The organism is Sinomonas sp. RB5 (assembly GCF_054063535.1).
Genome location: NZ_JBSSGJ010000001.1, coordinates 84,395 through 104,962 on the forward strand (window position 1 = coordinate 84,395; position 20,568 = coordinate 104,962).

The following is a 20,568-nucleotide window of genomic DNA, read 5'->3' on the forward strand; positions in this document are numbered from 1 at the left end:
CCGCCGCGGCCCGGTTCGGAAGAATGGCACCGTGAGCGTCACCCCGCGCCTTCCCGCCGGTCCGCGGCGTCCGGGAGCGCCGGGCCCCGCCCCTCCCGCAGGGCTTGGCGACGCGGAGGTCGCGAGGCTGCGGGCCCGCTACGGCCCCAACAGCCTTCCGCGGGAGCGGGCGCGCCCCTGGTGGGTCCGGCTCGGCGCCGAGCTCGCCCACTTCTTCGCCCTCATGCTGTGGGCGGCCGCGGCCCTCGCCTTCATCGCGGGAATGCCCCAGCTCGGCTGGGCGATCGCCGCCGTGGTCGTCATCAACGGCCTCTTTGCCTTCGTCCAGGAGGCCCGCGCCGAGCGGGCCTCGGCGAAGCTGCGCGAGCTGCTGCCGAGCAACGTCCAGGTCCGGCGCGGCGGCCGGACCACGGTCGTCGGCGCAGTCGAGCTCGTCCCCGGGGACATCGTCCTGCTCGCGGCCGGGGACCGGGTCCCGGCGGACCTCGAGATCCTCAGCGCGTCTGCGCTGTCCCTGGACGAGTCCATGCTCACGGGCGAGAGCGTGCCCGTGGCCAGGGAGAGGGGCGGGGCGGCGACCGGCGGCACGTTCGTCGCGACGGGAGACGCCGTGGGGCGCGTCGCGGCGACCGGGGTGTCCACGCGGCTGGCGGAGATCGCCCGCCTGACCACCCGGGCCGAACCGCCGCCGAGCCCGCTGGACCTCGAGCTCAAGCGCGTGGTGAAGGTCATCGCCATGGTCTCCGTGACGGTGGGGGCGGTGTTCTTCGTGGTCTCGTTCCTGATCGGCAATCCCCTCGCGGGCGCCTTCCTCTTTGCGATCGGCGTCACGGTGGCCCTCGTTCCCGAGGGGCTCCTGCCCACCGTGACCCTCTCGCTGGCCATGGGCGCCCAGCGGATGAGCGGACGGCACGCCCTCGTCCGCAACCTCCAGGCCGTGGAGACCCTGGGGTCCACGACCTTCATCTGCACCGACAAGACCGGCACGCTCACCCAGAACCGGATGAGCGCCGTCCGGGTGTGGACGCCCGCCGGGTCCGTCACCCTCGAGGGGCGCGGCTACGCCCCCGAGGCCGCGGTCAGCGGGCCCCCCGCGGCGATCTCCGCGGCCGCGCGCCTCGCTGCCGGCGCCCGTGCGGCCTCGCAGGGCGACATCGAGGAGCACGCCGGCGAGTGGCGGGCTGTGGGCGACCCCATGGAAGGCGCGCTCACGGCCCTCGACCGGCGGCTCGGCGGCACGGCGGAGGCGCCGGCGCCGCTTGCGGGCTTCGCGTTCGACGAGGAGCGCAAGCGCCAGAGCGCCGTGCTCCCGGCCCGAGCGGGCGGGGCGGCGGAGCTGTGGGTCAAAGGGGCCCCGGAGACGCTCCTCGGCCTGTGCGTGGTCGACGGCCCGCCCGGCATGGGATCCGACGGCGGCGACGAGGCGGCGGGGCTGGAGGGGGCGCGCCGGATGCTGGCGGACCTCGCCTCGCGCGGCCTGAGGGTGCTGGCGGTGGCGTCACGCGAGCTGACCGCCGCCGAGGCCGACGCCGCCATCCGGGGCGAGGCGGACGCCGTCGTGCTTGAGCGGGAGCTCGTGCTGCGCGGCCTCATCGGTCTGCACGACCCTCCGCGGCCTGCCGTGGCAGGCGCGATCCGGCAGGCGCGCGAGGCGGGGATCAGGGTGGCGATGGTGACGGGGGACCACCCCGCGACGGCCGCGGCGATCGCGCGCGAGATCGGGCTGATCGGCCGCGGCACGGGGACGGAGGCGGTGCTCGAAGGGGCCGTGCTGCCGGAGGACCTCCAGGTCCTCGGCGCGCTCCTGGACCGGGACAGCGTGGTCATCTCGCGGGTCACGCCTGAGCAGAAGCTCCGCGTCGCGCACGCCCTGCAGGCGCGGGGCCACTGTGTCGCGATGACGGGCGACGGCGTCAACGACGGTCCCGCCCTCGAGGCCGCGGACATCGGGGTCGCCATGGGCAGGAGCGGCACGGACGTGGCGAGGAATGCCGCCGACCTCGTGCTGCTCGACGACGACTTCGCGACGATCATCGTCGCGGTCGAGCAGGGCAGGGCCACCTACACGAACATCCGCCGGTTCCTGACCTACCACCTCACGGACAACGTGGCAGAGCTGACCCCGTTCGTGCTCTGGGCCCTGTCTGCCGGGCACTTCCCGCTCGCGCTCGGTGTGCTCCAGATCCTCTGCCTCGACATCGGCACGGACCTCCTGCCCGCCCTCGCGCTGGGCGGGGAGAGGCCGAGCGAGGGCGTCCTCAGGCGGCCCCCCCGAACGGCGGCACCTCATGGACGGAAGCCTGCTGTTCCGGGTGTTCGCCGTCCTGGGACCGGCGGAGGTGGTGTTCGAGATGTCCGCGTTCGTGGCCGTGCTCTGGCTCGGCGGGTGGCGTCCGGGGGAGACACTGCCCGGCGCGGGGGTGGTCGCCGCGGCCTCGGGGGCAGCCTTCACCGCGGTGGTGCTGGGCCAGCTCGCCAACGCCTATGCGTGCCGCAGCGCGAGCAGGCCGGCGTGGAGGCTGCCCTGGGGGAGCAACCGCATGCTGCTCGGTGCCATCGGCGCGGAACTGGGCCTCCTGGCCGTGTTCCTCGTGGTCCCCCCGGTCGCCGCGCTGCTCGGCCAGGCGCCCCCTCCGCTCGAGGGCTTCGCCGTTGCCCTGCTCGCGATCCCCGGCGTGCTCGCCGGCGATGCGCTCCACAAGGCGTTCCGCCACCGCGTCGGTGCGGGGCGGACGCACCCCGTGCTTCCGCACCACTGAGGACCGGGACATGCGAGAGGCCCCGCGGCAACTGCCGCGGGGCCTTCCGTGGTCGGGATGACAGGATTTGAACCTGCGACCTCTTCGTCCCGAACGAAGCGCGCTACCAAGCTGCGCTACATCCCGATCCGTTGCCCGGGTCACCCCGAAGCAACTCATCCAGAGTACCCGATCGGGGGGCGAACATGAAATCGGGGACGCCCCTCTCCTCCCCTGCAGCGCCGCCTAGACGAGGGAGTCCCGCCACGCGCCGTGGAGGGACGCGAACCGGCCTCCGCGGGCGAGGAGCTCGGCGGGGGAGCCGTCCTCCACGATGCGGCCGCCGTCCACCACGAGCACGCGGTCCGCGTTCTCCACGGTGGAGAGCCGGTGGGCGATGATCACGGCGGTCCGCCCGGCATCCCTGCCAGGCCCCGAGCCCAGCAGCTTGGCCAGCCCGGACTGCACGAGCCGCTCGGAGGGGATGTCCAGGGAACTCGTGGCCTCGTCCAGGATCAGCACGGAGGGGCTCGCCAGGACCGCCCGTGCGAACGAGATGAGCTGGCGCTGGCCGGCCGAGACCCGGCCGCCGCGCTTGGTGACATCCGTGTCATAGCCGTCCGGCAGCGCCGCGATGAACTCATGGGCGCCCACGGCGCGGCCTGCCGCCTCGATCTCCTCCCGCGAGGCGTCCGGGCGTCCGAGGGCGATGTTGTCCGCGACCGAGCCCGAGAACAGGTACGCCTCCTGGGTCACCATCACGACCGCGCGCCGCAGGTCCCGTGTCGAGAGCCGCCGGAGGTCCACGCCGTCGAGCGTCACGGCGCCCGAGGTCGGGTCGTAGAACCGGGCCACGAGCTTGGCGATCGTGGACTTCCCCGCGCCCGTCGCGCCGACGAGCGCCACTGTCTGCCCGGCCGGGATCCGCAGGGTGAACTCCGGGAGGATCTCGGGCCCCGAGCCGTAGGAGAAGGAGACCGCCTCGAACGCGACCGCCCCGCGGGCGTGCGGCAGCGGCACGGGCTCGCGCGGCGGGCGCACCGTGGGGACCTCCTCGAGCAGGCCGGAGACCTTCTCGAGCGCGGCCTGGGCGCTCTGGAAGGAGTTGTAGAACATGGCCATCTGCTCGAGCGGGGAGAAGAACCGCTTGGTGGAGAGCACCACGGCGAGCAGCACGCCCACGGCCAGGCTGCCGTCCAGCACCCGGAACGCGGCGACGAGCAGGATCACGGCCACGGTCACGTTGCCGATGAGCACGAGGCCCGGCTGGAAGACTCCGTTGAGCATCACCGAACGCTGGGTGGCCGCCGCGTAGTCGTCCGCGAGCCGGCCGTACTCGGCGCTGTTGGCGTGCTCCTTCCGGAAGGCCTTGACCGCGCGGATGCCCGTCATCGTCTCGATGAAGTGGACGATCAGCCGCGCCGAGACCACGCGGGAGGCGCGGTAGGCCCGCTGCGAGCGGACCTGGTACCAGCGGGAGAGGAACAGCATGGGGACCGCGGCGGCGAGCATGATGAGCCCGGAGGGCCAGTCGAGCGCGAAGACGGTGATGGCGGTGAAGGCCATGAACAGCAGCCCGGAGGCGAGCGAGCTGATGCCTGAATCGAGCAGCTCCCGCAGCGCCTCGAGGTCCGAGGTCTGCCGCGAGATGATGCGCCCCGACGTGTATGTCTCGTGGAAGTCCAGGCTCAGCCGCTGGGTATGCCGGAAGACCCACACGCGCAGGTCCAGGAGCATGGCCTGGCTCAGCTTCGCGGTCGAGGTCACGTAGCCGGCCGTGAGCACGCCGGTGACGAGGGCCGCCGCGACGTATCCAGCCCCGGCGAGCCACATCTGCGCGGGGTCGCCGGAGACGAGGGACGGCAGCGCCCGGTCGATCCCGAACGCGATGATGGCCGGGCCCGCCGCCCGGGACGCCTGGGACACGACGACCATCGCGAGGGTCGCCCACAGGCGCCCCCGCACCGGCCGCACGAGGTCGCCCAGGAGCCTGAGCGAACGACGGCGGACGGCGCGGCTCGCCTCGCGCGTGAGGTCCACCGCGTCCTCGCCGCGGGTCCCCTGCCCGCCCTGGGCAGCCGCTGTGCTGTGGGGGCGGCTCATCGGGCCTCGGCCTCCTCGGAGAAGACGGTGTCCAGGTCCGGTTCCTCGTCCCTGTCCAGGTCCCGGGGCTCCTCGGGCAGGCTCGCGATGACCCAGCGGTAGTGGTCGCTCCGGCCGAGGAGCTCGGCGTGGGTGCCCACGTCCTCGACCACCCCGCCGCGCAGGAGTGCCACCCGGTCGGCGAGGGCCACCGTCGAGGGGCGGTGGGCCACGATGAGGGTGGTCGTGTGCGCGAGCGCCCCGCGCAGGCCCTCGGAGACGCGCTCCTCGGTGGCGACGTCCAGGGCGGAGAGCGGATCGTCGAGGACCAGCACGGACGGCTGCGCGGCGATGGCGCGGGCCAGGGCGATGCGCTGGCGCTGGCCGCCCGAGAGGCTCAGGCCCTCCTCGCCGATCCGGGTCTCGACCCCGTCGGGGAGCGAGTAGGCGAAGTGGGCCTGGGCGACCTCGAGGGCCTCGGCCAGCACGGCGTCCGCCTCCGGGCCCTCCTGGACGGGGGCGCCGAGCAGGACGTTCTCGCGCACGGAGGAGGAGAACAGGGTGGTGTCCTCGAACGCGACGGCGACGAGCCGGCGCAGCTCGGCCAGGGGAAGGTCCCGGACGTCCACGCCGTCCACCTCCACGGCGCCCCCGTCCACGTCGTAGAGCCGCGGCACGAGCTGTAGCAGCGTGCTCTTGCCCGAGCCCGTCGCCCCCACCAGGGCCATCGTCTCCCCGGGCCGCACCTGCAGGTCCACCCCGCGGAGCACCTCCGAGGGGGAACCGGCGGCCGGTGGGCCGGCGGCGCCCGGCGGCCGCGCGGCGTCGTGCGGGGCGGGAACGCCGAAGGAGAAGCGGACGCCCCGGAACGCCAGCTCCCCGCGGGGCGCGACAAGGTGGCGGGGACGCTGCGGGTCGGCCACCGTGTTCGCGGCGTCCATGACCTCGAAGTGCCGGTCCACGGCCGTCTTGGCGGTGAGGGCCATGCCCACGAGCATCCCGCTGGCCTCGACGGGCTGCGCGACCGCAGCGGCCGTCGCGAAGAAGGCCGCGAGCGAGCCGATGCTCAGGTGCCCTGCGGCGGCGAGCCAGATGCCGGTGACGAGCCCGGTGCCGAGCGCGAGCTCGGGCAGCAGGGTCACGACGAGGCTGAACAGGGCCTGGTGGCGCGCCTTCGCGACCTCCGTCTCGCGCAGGTGCCGGGCCTGCTCCGTGAAGCCCTCGAGGGCCTCGCGGGCCCGGCCGAACGCCTTGAGGACGCGGATGCCGTGGACCGATTCCTCGACAGCGGTCGCGAGGTCACCGGCCTGGTCCTGGCTGCGCCGGGTGGCGAGCGAGAAGCGGCGCCGGAAGATCGCCCCGTACACCATGATCGGCACGGCAGCGGCGAGGAAGATCAGCGCGAGCTGCCAGGAGAGCGTGAACAGCAGGACCACGCCGAGGGCCACGGTGCTGATGGAGACCACGAGGAAGATCGCCCCGAACGCGAGCCAGCGCCGCAGGAACCCCAGGTCCGCGACCGAGCGCGAGAGCAGCTGCCCGGAGCCCCACCGGTCGTGGAACGAGACGGGGAGGTCCTGGAGGTGGTCGTACATGGACGTGCGCATCTGCCGCTCGAGCGTGATGCTCGGCTCGATCACGAGGACGCGGCGCAGGTAGATCATGGTCGCCTCGAGCACCCCGAGGAGGAGCACGACGCCGGCGGCTCCCCACACTGCCGCAGGCTGGGTCCCGCTGCGGAGCAGCTCGTCGATCACGAGCCGCAGGACCTGCGGGACGGCCAGAGCGAGCGCGGACGCGGCCAGCGCCACGACCAGGCCCATCACAAGACGCGGGACGATGGGGCGGACGATCGGTCCGAGCCGCGCAATCGAGGCCCAGTACGGGCTCTGCTGCGTCAGGGGTGCCTGGGGGTCAACGGGGGCGCGCTGTGGCATGCCGGGGCTCACACACCTGGGTAAGAAGTAGTTAGCTGTGGCAACTACCCTACGCCGGGCGGGCGGTGAGCGTGAGCAGGACCGCCTCGGGGCGGCACGCGATCCGCACGGGGGCGAAGCGCGAGGTGCCGATTCCGCCGGAGACGTTCAGCGGCACCGAGCGGCCGCCCTCCTCCCACACGGTGAGGCCCTTGGCACGCCAGGTGGGCAGGTCGCAGTTGGAGACGAGGGCGCCGTAGCCGGGAAGGCAGATCTGGCCCCCGTGCGTGTGGCCGGCGAGGATGAGCTCGGCGCCGGCCTCGGCGAAGTGGTCCAGCACCCGCTGGTAGGGGGCGTGGATGACGGCGACCTTCAGCGCCGGCCCCTCGGAGGGGCTGGGCACCGGCCAGCCGGCGTAGCGCTCGCGCCGCAGGTGCGGATCGTCGACCCCTGAGAAGTCGAGCCGGACGCCGCCCACGCTCATCGACTGCGCGCGGTTGGTCAGGTCGAGCCAGCCCGCGGCCCCGAATGCGGTGAAGAGGCTGCGCCAGTCCAGCTCGATGCGGCGGGGGAGGGGCTTCCGGTTCGAGGGCCCCAGAAGATAGGCGGCGGGGTTCTTCGCGACCGGCGCGTAGTAGTCGTTCGAGCCCGGGACGAACACCCCGGGGAACCGCAGGAGCGGCTTGAGGGCCGTGACGAGCGGCAGGACCGCCTCGGGGTGGCTCAGGTTGTCACCGGTGTTCACCACGAGGTCGGGCTCGAGGTCGGCCAGCCCTGCGAGCCAGCGGACCTTCGCCCCCTGGCCCGGCACGAAGTGGATGTCGCTCAGGTGCAGGACCCGGAGCGGCCCGGAGCCCGGCGGGAGGATGGGCATGGTCTCCTCGCGGAGCGTGAACTGGTCCTTCTCCCACCAACCGTAGGCTGCCGCGGCGGCGCCCGCGCTCAGGCCCAGACCCGCGAGGAGGCCAGCGCGCCGCGCGGCCCTCGCCAGGGCGGCGCCGGACGTGCGCGACTTAGCCCTCAGGCCGGGCGCCGACTGGCGCGCTCCAGCGCCCACGCCTCAGCCCTTGCCCTTGCCCTTGACGGGCGCCGGCGCCGGGGCCGGCTGGGGCGCCTGGGCCGGCGGCTGGACGGGCTGCGGTGCGGGCTGCTGCGCGTTCTGCTGCTGGCCGCCCTGCTGCGACGAGGCCGGGGTCGACCCGGTGTTCGCGCCGCTGATCAGGTTCTGCGGCGGAGCCTCGAAGGCGCCGTTGTCGTAGAGGGGTGCGGCCTTCTGCATGAAGTACGCCCACTGCGGCCCGGCGATGAAGGCACCGTCGACCGACTTGTAGAACCTGCCGTTGATGGTGATGTCGCGCCCGATGGTGGACGAGGCCGGGTCCTTCAGCGCCTCGCCGAAGAACGAGGCGGTCGCGAGGCCCTTCGTGTAGCCGACCACCCAGGTCTGGTTGTTGAAGTTGTTCGTACCGGTCTTCGCGGCATCCGGGTAGGGCAGCTTGATCGTGCTGCCAGAGGCGTCCTTGATGTTGTAGCCGGAGCCCTTCGTGAGGACGTCCTGCAGCACGTTGGTGGCGGCCCTCGCGACCTCGGGCTTGATGGCGTTCTGCTGGCAGGTCGGCGCCTGGCCGCCGATCCGCTTTCCCTGGGCGTCCGTCACATCGGTGATCGAGATCGGGGCGCAGTACGTGCCGTCGGCGGCGAAGGTCGCGAACGCGCTCGCCATGGTCAGCGGGGCCACGTTCATGCCGCCGAGGAGGTTGCCGAGGTAGTGGAGGTCGAGCTTCTTGCCGCCGCCCTCGCCGTCGTGCATCCCGAGCGCGTCGGCCGCCCGCTGGATGTCGCAGAAGTCGTTCAGGCCCGCGGCGGAGGCAAAGGTGGCGGTGTTGATCGACTGGTAGATGCCCTCACGCACTGTCATCGGCCGGTACCAGTTCGGCTCGTCATTCTGGAGATCGGTGGAGCCGGACACCGTGTCGTCATACCAGCCGACGACCGGGTCGCAGGTCGTCTTCCACGGGAAGCCCTTGGGGTAGCGGCGCTGGGCCGCGTTGACGATGGCGTTGGTCGACTTGCCCTCATTGAGCCACGCGGTCAGGGTCACCGGCTTCATCGTCGAACCGGGCTGCATGCCCCCCGCACCGCCGAGCGGGTTGCCCGAGGGGTCGCCGCGTTCGACGTTGACGTTGTACGACGTCACGAAGCTCGAGCCCTGGCCCTCCAGCATGCGTGAGTTCTGGGCCATCGAGACGATCTTGCCGGTGCCCGGCTGGACCGTCACGAGCGAGGCGGCCCACTTGAGCGGGTTGTCCCCGGCGGTCGAGTCGACCTGCTGCTGCGCGGGTGCCTGGAGCCGCGGGTCGAGGGTGGTCTTGATGGTGAGCCCCCCGCGCATGATCCGGGCCGTGCGCTCCTTCTCGTCCGCCCCGTACGCGGGATCGTTGAGGATCTGGTGGAGCACGTAGTCGCAGAAGTACTGCGCCGTCTGGGCGTACGGACATCCCTGCTTGGGCGGGTTGACCTTGGTCTTGACCGGCGTCGCGACCGCGTCGTCGTGCTGCTTCTGGTTGATCTTGCCGTGCTGCAGCATGGCGTCGAGCACGAGGTCGCGGCGCTTCTTCGACGCGTCCGGGTGCGCGATCGGGTCGTACATCGAGGGGCTGTTGACCAGGCCGGCGAGGAGGGCCGCCTGGGGCAGCGTGAGGCTCTTGGCGTCCGTCGAGAAGAAGTACTGGCTCGCGGCCTCGATGCCGTAGGCGTTGGCGTTGAAGAACACGATGTTGAGGTAGCCCTCGAGGATCTGGTCCTTGGTGAACTTCTTCTCGAGCGCGATCGCGAGCTTCATCTCGCGCAGCTTGTCCCCGACGCCCTTGTTGAGGCCGTTGAGGAGCACCTCGTCGGCCTTGCCCTGCGCCACGAGGTTCTCGTTGATGACGTTGTTGACGTACTGCTGCGTGAGGGTCGAGGCGCCCTGCCGGCCGCCGCGGAAGTTGGCCGCCAGGGCGCGCAGGATGCCGGTGGTGTCCACGCCGCCGTGCTCGTAGAAGCGGTAGTCCTCGATGGCCACGATCCCGTCCTTGATGTACGGGGACATCTGGTCGAGCGAGACCTTGGTGCGGTTCTCGGAGAACAGCGTGGCGATCTGCGAGCCGTCCGCGGCCAGGATCTTGGTGACCTGCCCGGGCGGCTCGACCGTGAGCTCGCTGGGCAGGCTGTCGAAGAACTGGACAGAGCCGTTGGCGGCGCTCCCGGTGACGGCCGCGGCGGGCACCAGGAGCCCCGCAACCAGCACGCCACAGACCGCACTCACGCCGAGGAATGCGAGGATCTTGCCCAGAGTGGTGGCCGTGTCAAAGACAGGGTTCTTGCCAGACGCCATGTGGGCCAGTCTAACGGGAGGGGCTAATCTGGGCTCATGACCGCCTGGGAATACGCCACCGTGCCGCTCATCGTCCATGCGACGAAGCAGATCCTCGACCAGTGGGGAGAGGACGGCTGGGAGCTCGTCCAGGTGGTCCCGGGCCCGGGCGGAAACGGACTCGTCGCGTACATGAAGAGGGAGAAGCAGGCATGAGCCAGGAGCAGACCGCGCCGACACAGGCTGAGGTGAGCAGCGCCGTCGAGCGCCGCCTCGCTGACCTGGGCCTGAGCCTGCCCGAGGTCGCCGCCCCCGTGGCCGCCTACGTCCCGGCGGTGGTGAGCGGCTCGACCGTCTACACCTCCGGCCAGCTGCCCTTCATCTCCGGCAAGCTCCCCGCCACCGGCAAGGTCGGGGCCGAGGTGAGCCCCGAGGACGCCAAGGCGTACGCCGAGGTGTGCATCATCAACGCGCTCGCCGCGGTCAAGGCCCAGATCGGTGACCTCGACCGCGTCACGCGCATCGTCAAGGTCGTGGGCTTCGTCGCCTCCGACCCGCAGTTCACGGGGCAGCCCGGCGTCGTCAACGGCGCCTCGGAGCTGCTCGGCAAGATCTTCGGCGAGGCCGGCACGCATGCCCGCTCCGCCGTCGGCGTCGCGGTCCTGCCGCTCGACGCCCCAGTGGAGGTTGAGCTGATTGCTGACTTCGCCTAGGCGCCGTTTCACCCTGCCCAAGCGCCTGCAGGGCGCGGCCCGCAGCTGGCTCGATGAGGCCGACCGCGCCCCGCGCAAGCCCCGGCTCGCCTCCTCCGTCGCGCTCGTGCGGGACGCCCCCGACGGCACCGAGACGTGGCTCACCTACCGCACCGGAGACTCGCCCCTCGGGGTCGTCGCCTTCCCGGGCGGTTCGGTGGAGAACGCCGACCAGGACTCCTTCGACTGGTTCGGGCCCTCCGTGGGCCAGTGGGCGGAGATCCTCGGCACCGACGACTACGCCCTGGCCAGGGTCCACGTGGTCGCCGCCATCCGCGAGCTGTTCGAGGAGACCGGGGTGCTCCTGGCCGGATCCGACGAATCGGTGGTGGTCGAGGGCACCAGCACCGCCGACTGGGTCCGCGCGCGCGAGGCCCTCGCCGGCCAGGAGATCGGCTTCGCCGAACTGCTCGCCAAGCGCGGGCTGGGCCTTCGCACCGACCTGCTGCGCTCCCTCGTGCACTGGGTGACCCCGGACTTCGCGCACCGCCGGTTCGACACGCGCTACTTCGCCGCCACGCTTCCCGTCGGGCAGACCCCGACCCTCCTGCCGAGCAAGGGAGTGTGGGGCCAATGGGTGAGCGCCGCGACGATCATGGCGGAGAAGGAGACGAGCGCCCTGGGCGACGAGGTGGGCGAGCCGGACACCCGCGGCCTCGCCCTGCCCGAGCTGCTCGTGCCCGCCACCGAGATCATCCTCGCCAAGATGGCCAAGGCCAGGGGCTGCATCGCCTACCTCAACCTCAAGCGGAGCAACCACGTCTACCAGGCCGAGCTCGTCGAGGACGCCGGCCAGCTCTACCTCGAGGTGACGGCCCCGGGGGCCGTCGCGCCGCCGACCGAGGCGCTGCGCGCCGTCGCCCGTCCGAGCGAGCAGGCCTAGCGCGGGCAGCGCCGGGCGACGCTAGGAAGCAGCGCACAAGGAAGGAGCCGGACCCCGCGGGGTCCGGCTCCTTCCTGGTGTTCTTAGGGCTCAGCGGGAGCCGCGCTCAGCGGGAGCGCTGGCGCAGGCGCTGCATGTCCAGGATCACGACGGCGCGCGCCTCGAGCCGGATCCAGCCGCGCTGGACGAACTCGGCCAGGGCCTTGTTGACCGTCTCGCGGGAGGCGCCCACGAGCTGGGCGAGCTCCTCCTGGGTGAGCTCGTGGGCCACGAGCACGCCGTCGGTCGCCGGGCGGCCGAAGCGGTCGGCCAGGTCCAGCAGGGCCTTCGCGACGCGGCCGGGGACGTCCGAGAACACGAGGTCCGAGAGCGAGTCGTTGGTGCGGCGCAGGCGGCGGGCGAGGGCCTGCAGCAGCTGCGCGGAGACCTCCGGGCGGGACCGCAGGAGCGCCACGAGGGCCTCGTTCTTCAGCCCGGCGAGGCGGGTCTCGGAGACGGCCGTCGCGGTGGCGTTGCGGGGCGCCGGGTCGAACAGGGCCATCTCGCCGAAGAGCTCGCCGGGGCCGAGGATCGCCACGAGGGACTCGCGGCCGTCGGGGGAGGTGCGGCCGAGCTTCACCTTGCCGGAGACGATGAAGTAGAGCTGGTCGCCCTGGTCGCCTTCGCGGAACACCGACGCGCCCCGGGACAGGTCCACCTCGGTGAGCTCATCCGTCAGCAGGCGGAACCCTTCGTCGTCGAGCGTGGCGAAGAGCGGTGCGCGGCGCAGTACCTCGAGGTCCAATTCAGTCTCCTAGTGTCAGTTGCATTCGCTTGCTTGCGCTGGGCTCATTGTTTCAGATACCGCGGACCTTTTGTGACGAACTTGGCAGGCGACACAGCACACAGCCCGCGCAAGGACGCGCCGCCAGGGGCGCACCGGCCTCCCAGTGAGGGGTCAGGACCCGTCGGTAGACTGCCCAGGATGAATCTCCTCGACGTCCTCCTCGTGCTCGTTCTCGTGGGCTACCTCCTCAACGGGATCCGCGCGGGGTTCGTCGTGAGCCTCAGTGGCATCCTCGGCTTCGTCGCCGGTGGCGTGGCCGCCTTCTTCGCCGTCCCGCTCGTGAGCGGGTGGCTCGCACCCGGCGGCTGGCGCGCGGCCGGGATCATCATCACGGCGGTCCTGCTCATGGCCGCGGGCAACGCCGTCGGCTCCGCGATCGGCCAGCGCATCCGCCGGGGGATCCGCTGGAAGGGGGCCACCGCCGTCGACCGCGGCCTCGGCGGGGTGGTCAGCGTGGTGGTCGCGGCGCTCGTGATCTCGATGACCGCCTTCACCGTCTCGAGCATGGGCGTGCCGCTGCTCACGCAGCAGATCGCCGGCTCCGCCGTGGTCCGGGCGCTCGACGACGCGACGCCGGATCCCGTGAAGGAGCAGGCCGCCGCCCTGCGCGCCTTCGTGATCGGCGACGGCCTGCCGAAGCTGATCGAGGGCATCGCCCCGGCCCAGCCGGTCAAGGTCCCGGACTCCGTGGACACCGCGGCGCTGCGCAGCGCCGCGCCGTCCATCCTGCGGATCACCGGCACCGCCTACCAGTGCGGCCAGAACCAGACGGGCTCCGGGTTCGTCGTGTCCCCGGGGCGGATCGTCACCAACGCGCACGTCGTGGCGGGGGTAAGCGAGCCCGTCGTCGAGCTTCCCGGCGGCGGGGCCCGCAGCGGCCGGGTGGTGTACTTCGACGCGGTCCACGATCTCGCCGTGGTGGCCGTGGACGGCCTGAACGTCGCGCCGCTGCAGCTGACCGGGACGAGCCCGGCCGGCACCTCCGCCGCGTTCGGCGGCTACCCCCTCGGCGGCCCCTACCAGCTGCGCCCCGCCGTGGTGCAGGGCACGACGACGGTGCTCGCCCCGGACATCTACGGCACCAACCAGGTGCCCAAGACCGTCTACCAGATCTCCGGCAACGTCCAGCAGGGCAACTCGGGAGGCCCGCTGATGACGCTCGACGGCCGGGTGACCGGCGTGGTCTTCGCCAAGAGCGATTCCACGGCGAACGTGGGCTACGCAATCACCATGGACGAGCTCGCCCCCGTGGCGTCGAAGGCTCCCGGGCTGAGCCAGCCCGTCCAGCCGGGCGTGTGCACGCGGAAGTAGCTAGACGTCCAGCGGCCTGCGGGTCGCCGTGAGGTCGGCGAGGTACTCGATCGCGAACCGGTAGCCGAGCACCCCGGCCCCCGCGATCACCGCCTTGGCGATGTCGCTGAGGTAGGAGTGGTGCCGGAACGGCTCCCGGGCGTGGACGTTGGTGATGTGCACCTCCACGAGCGGCAGCTGGACGGCCGCGACCGCATCCCGGATCGCCACCGACGTGTGCGTGTAGGCGCCCGCGTTGAGCACGATCCCGAGGGCCGTCCCGCGGGCGGCGTGGATCGCGTCCACGAGCGCGCCCTCGTGGTTCGACTGGAAGCACTCCGCGGCGAGGCCCTGGGCCTCCGCGGCCTCGGCGCACAGCCGCTCGATGTCCGCGAGGGTGTGCGTGCCGTACTTCTCCGGCTCGCGGGTGCCCAGGAGGTTCAGGTTGGGGCCGTTGAGGACGAGGACGGTGCCGCGGGTCTGTTCCATGGGTTCACTGTAGGCGAGCCCGGCGCCGTGCCTGCCCTCCGTGGCGGCCTGCCCCCGGCGCGTGACGCTGGGGGAACTCAGGCCGCGGACGCCCCCGCGACCCGCACCGAGGGGATCCTGTCCCGCAGGTGCGAGATGGCCGCGCGCGGCAGGCCGCTGTCGGTGACGAGGCAGTCCGCCTCCTCGAGGCCGCAGATGCTCCCGATGCCCTGGACGCCCCACTTGCTGTGGTCGGCGACGACGACGACGCGCCGGGCCGCCGCGGCGAAGGCCTGGTTGGCCTCCGCCTCGAGCAGGTTCGGGGTGGTGAACCCCGCGTTCTCGTCCATCCCGTGGACGCCCAGGAAGAGGAGGTCGAGGTGGAGGCGCCGGATCGACGCTGTCGCGAGCGGCCCGACGAGCGCGTCCGAGGGAGTGCGCTGGCCCCCGGTCAGCAGGACCGTGGAGCCGGAGGTCGAGGTGCTGAACGCCTCCATGACCCGCACGGAGTTCGTCAGGACGGTGATGCGCGGCCCGGCCGCGAGTGCCTTCGCGAGCACCCACGTGGTGGAGCCCGCCGTGACCCCCACGGCCATGTCCTCGGTGACGAGGGCGGCCGCCTCGAGGGCGATCGCCTCCTTCGCCTCGAGGTGCTGGGTCGACTTGAGGGCGAAGCCGGGCTCGTGCGTGCCGCCCTCGCCGGGGACCATGACGCCGCCGTGGACGCGGGTCAGCAGCCCCGCGTCGCTGAGGGCGTCGATGTCCCGGCGGATCGTCACGGCCGAGACCCCGAGGCGCTGGGCGAGGTCGGCGACCTTCACGACGCCCTCGCGCTGGACGGCGTCGAGGATTGCGGTGTGGCGCGCTGCTGCAAGCATCGTCAGCCCTTGCTCGAACCGAGCGTCAGGCCTGCCACGAACTGGCGCTGCAGCACGAGGTAGATGATGAGGGTCGGGATGACGGTGATGGTGGCCCCCGCGGCGAGCAGGTTGTAGTTGCTGAGGAAGACGCCCTGGAGGTTGTTGATGGCGGTGGTCACCGGGAGCCGGTCGCCGTTCTGGATGAACAGCAGGGGCCAGAAGAAGTCGTTGTAGATGAAGATGACCTCGAGGGTGCCCAGGGCCGCGAACGCCGGCCGGCACAGGGGCATGATGATGGACCAGTACTGGGTCCAGATCCCGGCGCCGTCCACGAGGGCGGCCTCGGTGAGGTCATGCGAGAGCGCCTTCATGTAGTTCGACAGCACGAACGTGCAGAAGCCGATCTGGAACGCCGTGTCCACCACGATCACGGAGATGTAGGTGTTGAGCAGTGACCCCGAGTCGCTGAACCAGTAGGGCAGCTCGAGGTGTTTGAACATCTGGAACAGCGGCGCCGCGAGGACCTGCGGCGGGAGCAGGTTGCCGGCGGTGAAGAGGATGAGCAGGGCGATGTTGAACTTCCAGCTCACCCGGCTGACCGCGAACGCCATGAGCGAGGCGAAGAACAGGGTCAGGATCACCGTGGGCACGGTGATGAGCGCGGAGTTCCAGAAGTACTTCGAGAACCCGCCCTGGTTCCACGCGGTGACGAAGTTGTCGAAGTTGTACGGGCCGGCGATGCTGAAGTACCCGTGCGCGTTGGTCGACTCGATGGGCCGCAGGGCCGTGTAGAGGGACCAGCCCAGGGGCAGGAGCCACATGACGGCCAGGACGATGAGCACGAGGTGGGTAGCGTAGTGGCGCTTGGGCCTCGAGCCGGCCGGCTCGGCGGCGGTGCGGGCCAGACGGGGAGTCGTGAGCGTGGTCATGATTCCTTGGCCTCCTTCCCGAAGGTGCGCGAGAGGTAGAACGTGATCGGCACGAGGGAGATCACGAGCAGGATGGTGGCGAGGGCAGAGCCGACGCCGATCACCTGGCCTTCGCCGACGAGGTTCTGGATGACGAGGGCGGAGATCAGCTCGAGGCCGTTCGTGCCGCGGTTGATGACGTAGACGATGTCGAAGGCGCGCAGCGACTCGATGATCGTGATGACCACGATGACGATGTTGATGGGCCGCATGGCCGGGAAGATGACGCGGAAGAAGGTCTGCGCCGCGTTCGCGCCGTCGAGGGCTGCGGCCTCCTTGAGCGCCGGGTCGACGCCCTTGAGGCCGGCCAGGTACAGGAGCATGACGTAGCCGGAGTGGCGCCAGGTCGCGGCGACGAGCGCGGCCCAGATGTTGACGCTGCTGTCGCCGAACCAGTCGACGGCCGAGGGCGTGCCCGCCGTGCCGAGGAGGAAGTTCAGCAGGCCGTTGTCGCGCTGGTAGAACAGCTGCCAGATGACCCCGACGAGCGCGAGGGAGAGCATGACCGGGGCGAAGAAGATGCTCTGGTAGATGCGGCTGCCACGGATCTTCTGGTCCAGGAGGACCGCGAGCAGCAGCCCGAGCGGGGTGGCGATGAGGGCGAGGAAGACGAGCCAGAGCACGTTGTGCTGGACGGCCGGCCAGAACGGCGGGTAGTCCTTGACCACGAAGGCGTAGTTGTCGGTCCCGGCGGCGTGGATGTCGTTCACGTCGAGGCCATTCCAGCGGGTGAAGCTGAGGCCGATCGAGAAGAGCGTGGGCAGCCAGACGAACGCGAGCTCGATGAGGGTCGGGACCGCGACCATGAGGGTCAGAACGATCTTGTCCCTTCGCGAGAGACGGCGGACTCTGCGGCGGATGGAGGGCATGGTGAATTCCTGCGGTGGGAGGGCCCGGCGCGGGCGGAACATCGTCCGCCCGCGCCGAAGGGTCGCTGCGTCCGTGGGCTGCCTACTGCGCGGCGTACAGCGCGGCGGCCTGGGACTCGAGGTTCTTGATGTCCACGTTGCCGTCCTTGATGAACGACTGCAGCGCGGGGATCATCACGTTGTTCGCCATGGCCGGCAGCGCGTCCCGGTCGAAGAACTGGCTGATGTTCTTGGCGCCGGCGATCGCGTCCGCGCACTTCTTGTTCAGCGCGGTGAACTTCGAGGTGTCCGCGCCCTTGGCGGTGGCGATGTTCGAGTTGTCGACCGAGTAGTACGCGTTCTGTGCCTCCGGCGTGCCCATGAAGGCGAGGAAGTCCTTCGCGACCTGGTTCTGGCCGCCCTTCTTGGACAGGAGGAGGCCGTCGATCGGGGCCTCGATCGAGTCCTGCCCCTCCACCGCGATCTCGGGGAACGGGAAGAAGTCGATGTCGGCGAGGACCGCGGGATCGGTGAACTGCTGGGTCACGAAGGAGCCGAGCAGGTACATGCCGGTCTTCTTGTCCCCGAGGAGCTTGGCGGCGTCCTGCCAGGTCTGGCCGAGCGCGCCCGGATCCTGGTACGGCAGGAGCGCCTTCCACGTGTCGAAGACCGACTGCACCTTGGGCTGGTTCCACGACTCCTTGTGCGCGCACAGGTCAACATGGAACTGGTACCCGTTCAGGCGCATGTTGATGTAGTCGAACGTGCCCATGGCCGGCCAGCCGTCCTTGTCGGCGAAGCCGATCGGGATGATGCCGTCGCCCTTCATCTTCGCCGCGAGCGTCTTGAGCTCGTCGAACGTCTTCGGGACCGTGTAGCCCTTCTGCGCCCAGAAGCTCTTCCGGTAGAAGAAGCCCCACGGGTAGTTGTAGTTGGGGACGAAGTACATCTTGCCGTCCGGGCCGGTGGAGGCCTTCTTCAGCGCGTCGGAGTAGTTCGCGCCGATCTTCTCCCACACGTCATCGATCGGGGCGAGCAGGCCCTTGCCCGCGTAGTACTGCATGCGGTAGCCGGCGAACCACGTGAACGCGTCGTCGGGGCTGCCCTGGAGGTAGGAGTTGATCTTGTTCTGGAAGTCGTTGTGCGGCACGGTGTTCGTCGTGACGGTGTCGCCCGACTTCTTCTGGAAGGCGTCGACGACGGCCTGGTAGGCGCGCTTGGGCACGTCGTCCGAGGCGGAGGAACCGAAGGTCATGGTCTTGCTGCTGCCGCCGCTGGGGGCCGACCCGCCGGTGCAGGCGGAGAGGAGGGGGACGCCCGCGAGGCCGACAGCGCCGATGCCGAGGGTCTTCAGGAGTGCCCGTCGGTCGAAGGTGAGCGAGGAGGAACCGCTGCGCTGGGTGTTCATGTGCTTCTCCTGGGGTGAAGGACGGGGTCGTCTATGACCTGCGTCACACTGGAAATGGTAGACGTTCGGAAACGTTCAGAAAAGATCAGGAACGAAAGCGTGACCGTCCCGTGACCTTGTCGGTTCAGGCGTGGGCGTCCTCGAGGCGCACGACGGCGACCGCACCGGGCGGCACGGTCAGCTCGCCGCCGACGGGGGTGCCGGAGAGCAGCTCGGTGCCGCTGGCGGGCACCGTCGCCTCGCGCTCGCTGTGGTTGATCGCGAAGAGCCAGGCGGCGCCCTCCGAGACCCGCGTGACGACCTCGAGGTCCTGGCCGGGGGCGCCGTGGGCCGCCGGGCCGAGGCCGGCGTCCTCGAGCACGCGGGGGAGGAAGGTGGCGAGCGCCTCGGCGTCGGGGGACGTGGCGACGTAGTAGGCGTGCCCCGCGCCCGCGGCGTTGCGCGTGACGGCCGGGGACCCCGCCGTCGGCCCTTCCTCGAAGCGCGCCAGGACGTCCGCGCCGGTGGCGCGGCCGAGCTCGCTCCAGCGGTGGCCGCGCCCGCTTCCCAGGCCCACCGTCTCGCCCGCGTGCAGGGGGAAGAACTCCTCGATCTCGACGCCGAGCAGCTCGCGGAACGCCCCCGGATAGCCCCCGCCCGCGACGGGGTCCATGATGATGCGGTCGCACTCGTCGACGATGCCGGAGAAGTACGTCAGCACGAGCGTGCCGCCGCCCTCGACGTACCGGCGCAGGTTCGCCGCGCCGGCCTCCGTGACGAGGTAGAGCATCGGGGCCACGACCAGGGGGTAGGCGGAGAGGTCGTCGGTGCTCTGCCTGACGTCGGCGGTGATGCCGCGGCGGTAGAGCGCGTCGTGCCACTCGCGCAGCTCGCGGACGGGCTGGGCCTCGATGCTCGGGTGGGAGTCCAGCTCGGCGCCCCAGCGGGCATCGGTGTCGAAGACGAGCGCGGCATCCGCGGCCACCCGCGACCCGGCGACTTCCGAGACCGCGCTCAGGGCGTGCCCGAGCTCGACCACCTCGCGCCAGACCTTCGTGTCCGTGCCGGCGTGCGGGACCATGCCCGAGTGGTACTTCTCGGCGCCGGCCCGGGAGGCGCGCCACTGGAAGAACATGATGCCGTCCGCCCCGCGGGCGAGGTGCTGGAACGAGTTGCGGAGCATCTCGCCCGGCGCCTTGGCGATGTTGCGCGGCTGCCAGTTCACGGCCGAGGTCGAGTGCTCCATGAGCAGCCAGGGCCGGCCGCCCGCCCAGCCGCGGGTGAGGTCGGCCGTGAGCGCCAGGTCCTGGTAGTTCCGGAGGTCCTCCGCGATGAGGTAGTGGTCGTTGGAGACGACGTCCATGCTCGCCGACCAGCGCCAGTAGTCGATCGGCGCGGCCAGGCCCATGTTGGTGCCCATGAAGTTGGTGGTGACGGGCTTGTCGGAGTGCGCCCGGATGATCGCGGCCTCGGCCTCGAAGCATTCGAGGAGCGAGTCCGAGGAGAAGCGGGCGAAGTCGAGCTGGTGCGTGGGGTTGACCCACGTGCCCGAGCGCCGCGGCGGCATGACCTCGGCCCAGTCGTAGTAGTGCTGGGACCAGAAGGCCGTGCCCCACGCGTCGTTGAGCGCCTCGAGGGTGCCGTACCGGCGCTCGAGCCAGGCGCGGAAGCCCTGCTCGGCATGCGGCCCGTAGTCGGGCTGGTTGTGGCAGCCGTACTCGTTGTGCACGTGCCACATCGCGACCGCGGGATGGTCCGAGTAGCGCTCCGCGATCGCCGTCGTCAGCGCGGCGGCCGCGCGCCGGTAGTCCGGCGAGCAGGCGGCGAAGGCCTGGCGGGAGCCGTGGGTCTGGCGCACGCCGTCGGCGCCGACGGGGGCGGAATCCGGGTACTTCACCGTGAACCACGGGGGCGGGGAGGCGCTCGCGTTGGCGAGGTCCACCGCGATGCCGTTGGCGTGCAGGAGGTCCATGACCCGATCGAGCCAGCCGAACTCGTACCGGCCCTCCTCGGGCTCGAGGAGGGCCCACGAGAAGATGCCGAGGCTGACGAGGTTGACGCCGGCCTCCCGCATGAGCTCGACGTCCCGGTCCCACACCTCCTCGGGCCACTGTTCCGGGTTGTAGTCCGCGCCGAAGGCGATGCGGGGCGTCCCGTCGCCGAGGCGGCGGGTGAGATCGGTCATGTCCATCAGG

The 20,568-nt window shown here is 71.2% G+C and carries 16 protein-coding genes, 1 tRNA gene and 1 pseudogene; 6 read left to right on the forward strand and 12 right to left on the reverse strand.

Features of this window, described 5'->3' with window-relative positions; genetic code table 11:
- Positions 1-31: 31 nt before the first annotated feature.
- A pseudogene (locus ACVWWH_RS00400) lies at positions 32-2,218 on the forward strand (cation-translocating P-type ATPase); the annotation flags it as partial.
- Positions 2,219-2,288: 70 nt separating this feature from the next.
- Positions 2,289-2,759, forward strand: a complete 471-nt coding sequence (locus ACVWWH_RS00405) for a cation transporting ATPase C-terminal domain-containing protein (protein WP_457315513.1) — start codon at positions 2,289-2,291, stop codon at positions 2,757-2,759.
- A 49-nt stretch (positions 2,760-2,808) separates the two neighbouring features.
- Here ACVWWH_RS00405 and ACVWWH_RS00410 read toward each other — a convergent pair.
- The 5 genes from ACVWWH_RS00410 to ACVWWH_RS00430 form a co-directional block, all read right to left on the reverse strand.
- Positions 2,809-2,885: transfer RNA gene (locus ACVWWH_RS00410), tRNA-Pro, on the reverse strand.
- A 99-nt stretch (positions 2,886-2,984) separates the two neighbouring features.
- Positions 2,985-4,841, reverse strand: a complete 1,857-nt coding sequence (locus ACVWWH_RS00415; RefSeq protein ID WP_457315231.1) for an ABC transporter ATP-binding protein — start codon at positions 4,839-4,841, stop codon at positions 2,985-2,987.
- The gene (locus tag ACVWWH_RS00420) at positions 4,838-6,721 is read right to left on the reverse strand and encodes an ABC transporter ATP-binding protein (protein ID WP_066502729.1); all 1,884 of its coding nucleotides are present in this window, start codon (positions 6,719-6,721) and stop codon (positions 4,838-4,840) included. Before ACVWWH_RS00420 ends, ACVWWH_RS00415 begins: the two co-directional genes overlap by 4 nt.
- Positions 6,722-6,806: 85 nt before the next feature.
- The gene (locus ACVWWH_RS00425) at positions 6,807-7,727 is read right to left on the reverse strand and encodes a metallophosphoesterase (RefSeq protein WP_457315514.1); all 921 of its coding nucleotides are present in this window, start codon (positions 7,725-7,727) and stop codon (positions 6,807-6,809) included.
- 69 nt (positions 7,728-7,796) lie between these two features.
- Positions 7,797-10,112 (reverse strand): transglycosylase domain-containing protein, encoded by a 2,316-nt coding sequence (locus tag ACVWWH_RS00430; RefSeq protein ID WP_457315232.1) that lies wholly within the window; start codon positions 10,110-10,112, stop codon positions 7,797-7,799.
- Between the two features lie 36 nt (positions 10,113-10,148).
- On the opposite strand from ACVWWH_RS00430, the gene ACVWWH_RS00435 reads away from it, so the two are divergent.
- From ACVWWH_RS00435 to ACVWWH_RS00445, 3 genes are read left to right on the forward strand one after another with little or no spacing between them, the layout of a single operon-like run.
- Complete coding sequence (locus ACVWWH_RS00435; RefSeq protein WP_084249599.1) at positions 10,149-10,307, forward strand: DUF4177 domain-containing protein; 159 nt, start codon at positions 10,149-10,151, stop codon at positions 10,305-10,307.
- Positions 10,304-10,804 (forward strand): RidA family protein, encoded by a 501-nt coding sequence (locus ACVWWH_RS00440; protein ID WP_066500151.1) that lies wholly within the window; start codon positions 10,304-10,306, stop codon positions 10,802-10,804. Before ACVWWH_RS00435 ends, ACVWWH_RS00440 begins: the two co-directional genes overlap by 4 nt.
- Positions 10,788-11,726, forward strand: a complete 939-nt coding sequence (locus tag ACVWWH_RS00445; protein WP_457315233.1) for an NUDIX hydrolase — start codon at positions 10,788-10,790, stop codon at positions 11,724-11,726. Before ACVWWH_RS00440 ends, ACVWWH_RS00445 begins: the two co-directional genes overlap by 17 nt.
- A gap of 106 nt (positions 11,727-11,832) precedes the next feature.
- Here ACVWWH_RS00445 and ACVWWH_RS00450 read toward each other — a convergent pair whose 3' ends face one another.
- Positions 11,833-12,510: a Crp/Fnr family transcriptional regulator gene (locus ACVWWH_RS00450; protein WP_066500145.1), complete on the reverse strand. Its 678-nt coding sequence runs from the start codon at positions 12,508-12,510 to the stop codon at positions 11,833-11,835.
- Between the two features lie 171 nt (positions 12,511-12,681).
- On the opposite strand from ACVWWH_RS00450, the gene ACVWWH_RS00455 reads away from it, so the two are divergent.
- The gene (locus tag ACVWWH_RS00455; RefSeq protein WP_141305429.1) at positions 12,682-13,863 is read left to right on the forward strand and encodes a MarP family serine protease; all 1,182 of its coding nucleotides are present in this window, start codon (positions 12,682-12,684) and stop codon (positions 13,861-13,863) included.
- Here ACVWWH_RS00455 and aroQ read toward each other — a convergent pair whose 3' ends face one another.
- From aroQ to ACVWWH_RS00485, 6 genes are all read right to left on the reverse strand, one after another.
- Complete coding sequence (gene aroQ / locus ACVWWH_RS00460; protein WP_066500141.1) at positions 13,864-14,331, reverse strand: type II 3-dehydroquinate dehydratase; 468 nt, start codon at positions 14,329-14,331, stop codon at positions 13,864-13,866.
- A 77-nt stretch (positions 14,332-14,408) separates the two neighbouring features.
- Complete coding sequence (locus tag ACVWWH_RS00465; protein ID WP_066500139.1) at positions 14,409-15,188, reverse strand: DeoR/GlpR family DNA-binding transcription regulator; 780 nt, start codon at positions 15,186-15,188, stop codon at positions 14,409-14,411.
- 2 nt (positions 15,189-15,190) lie between these two features.
- Positions 15,191-16,099 (reverse strand): carbohydrate ABC transporter permease, encoded by a 909-nt coding sequence (locus tag ACVWWH_RS00470; protein WP_084249598.1) that lies wholly within the window; start codon positions 16,097-16,099, stop codon positions 15,191-15,193.
- Entirely contained in the window at positions 16,096-17,007 is a 912-nt protein-coding gene (locus tag ACVWWH_RS00475; RefSeq protein WP_218030568.1) for a carbohydrate ABC transporter permease, read from the reverse strand. The genes ACVWWH_RS00470 and ACVWWH_RS00475 overlap by 4 nt, the downstream gene beginning before the upstream one ends.
- Before the next feature lie 82 nt (positions 17,008-17,089).
- Complete coding sequence (locus ACVWWH_RS00480; protein WP_066500132.1) at positions 17,090-18,394, reverse strand: ABC transporter substrate-binding protein; 1,305 nt, start codon at positions 18,392-18,394, stop codon at positions 17,090-17,092.
- Positions 18,395-18,518: 124 nt separating this feature from the next.
- Positions 18,519-20,558: a beta-galactosidase gene (locus tag ACVWWH_RS00485; RefSeq protein ID WP_457315234.1), complete on the reverse strand. Its 2,040-nt coding sequence runs from the start codon at positions 20,556-20,558 to the stop codon at positions 18,519-18,521.
- Positions 20,559-20,568: the final 10 nt, after the last annotated feature.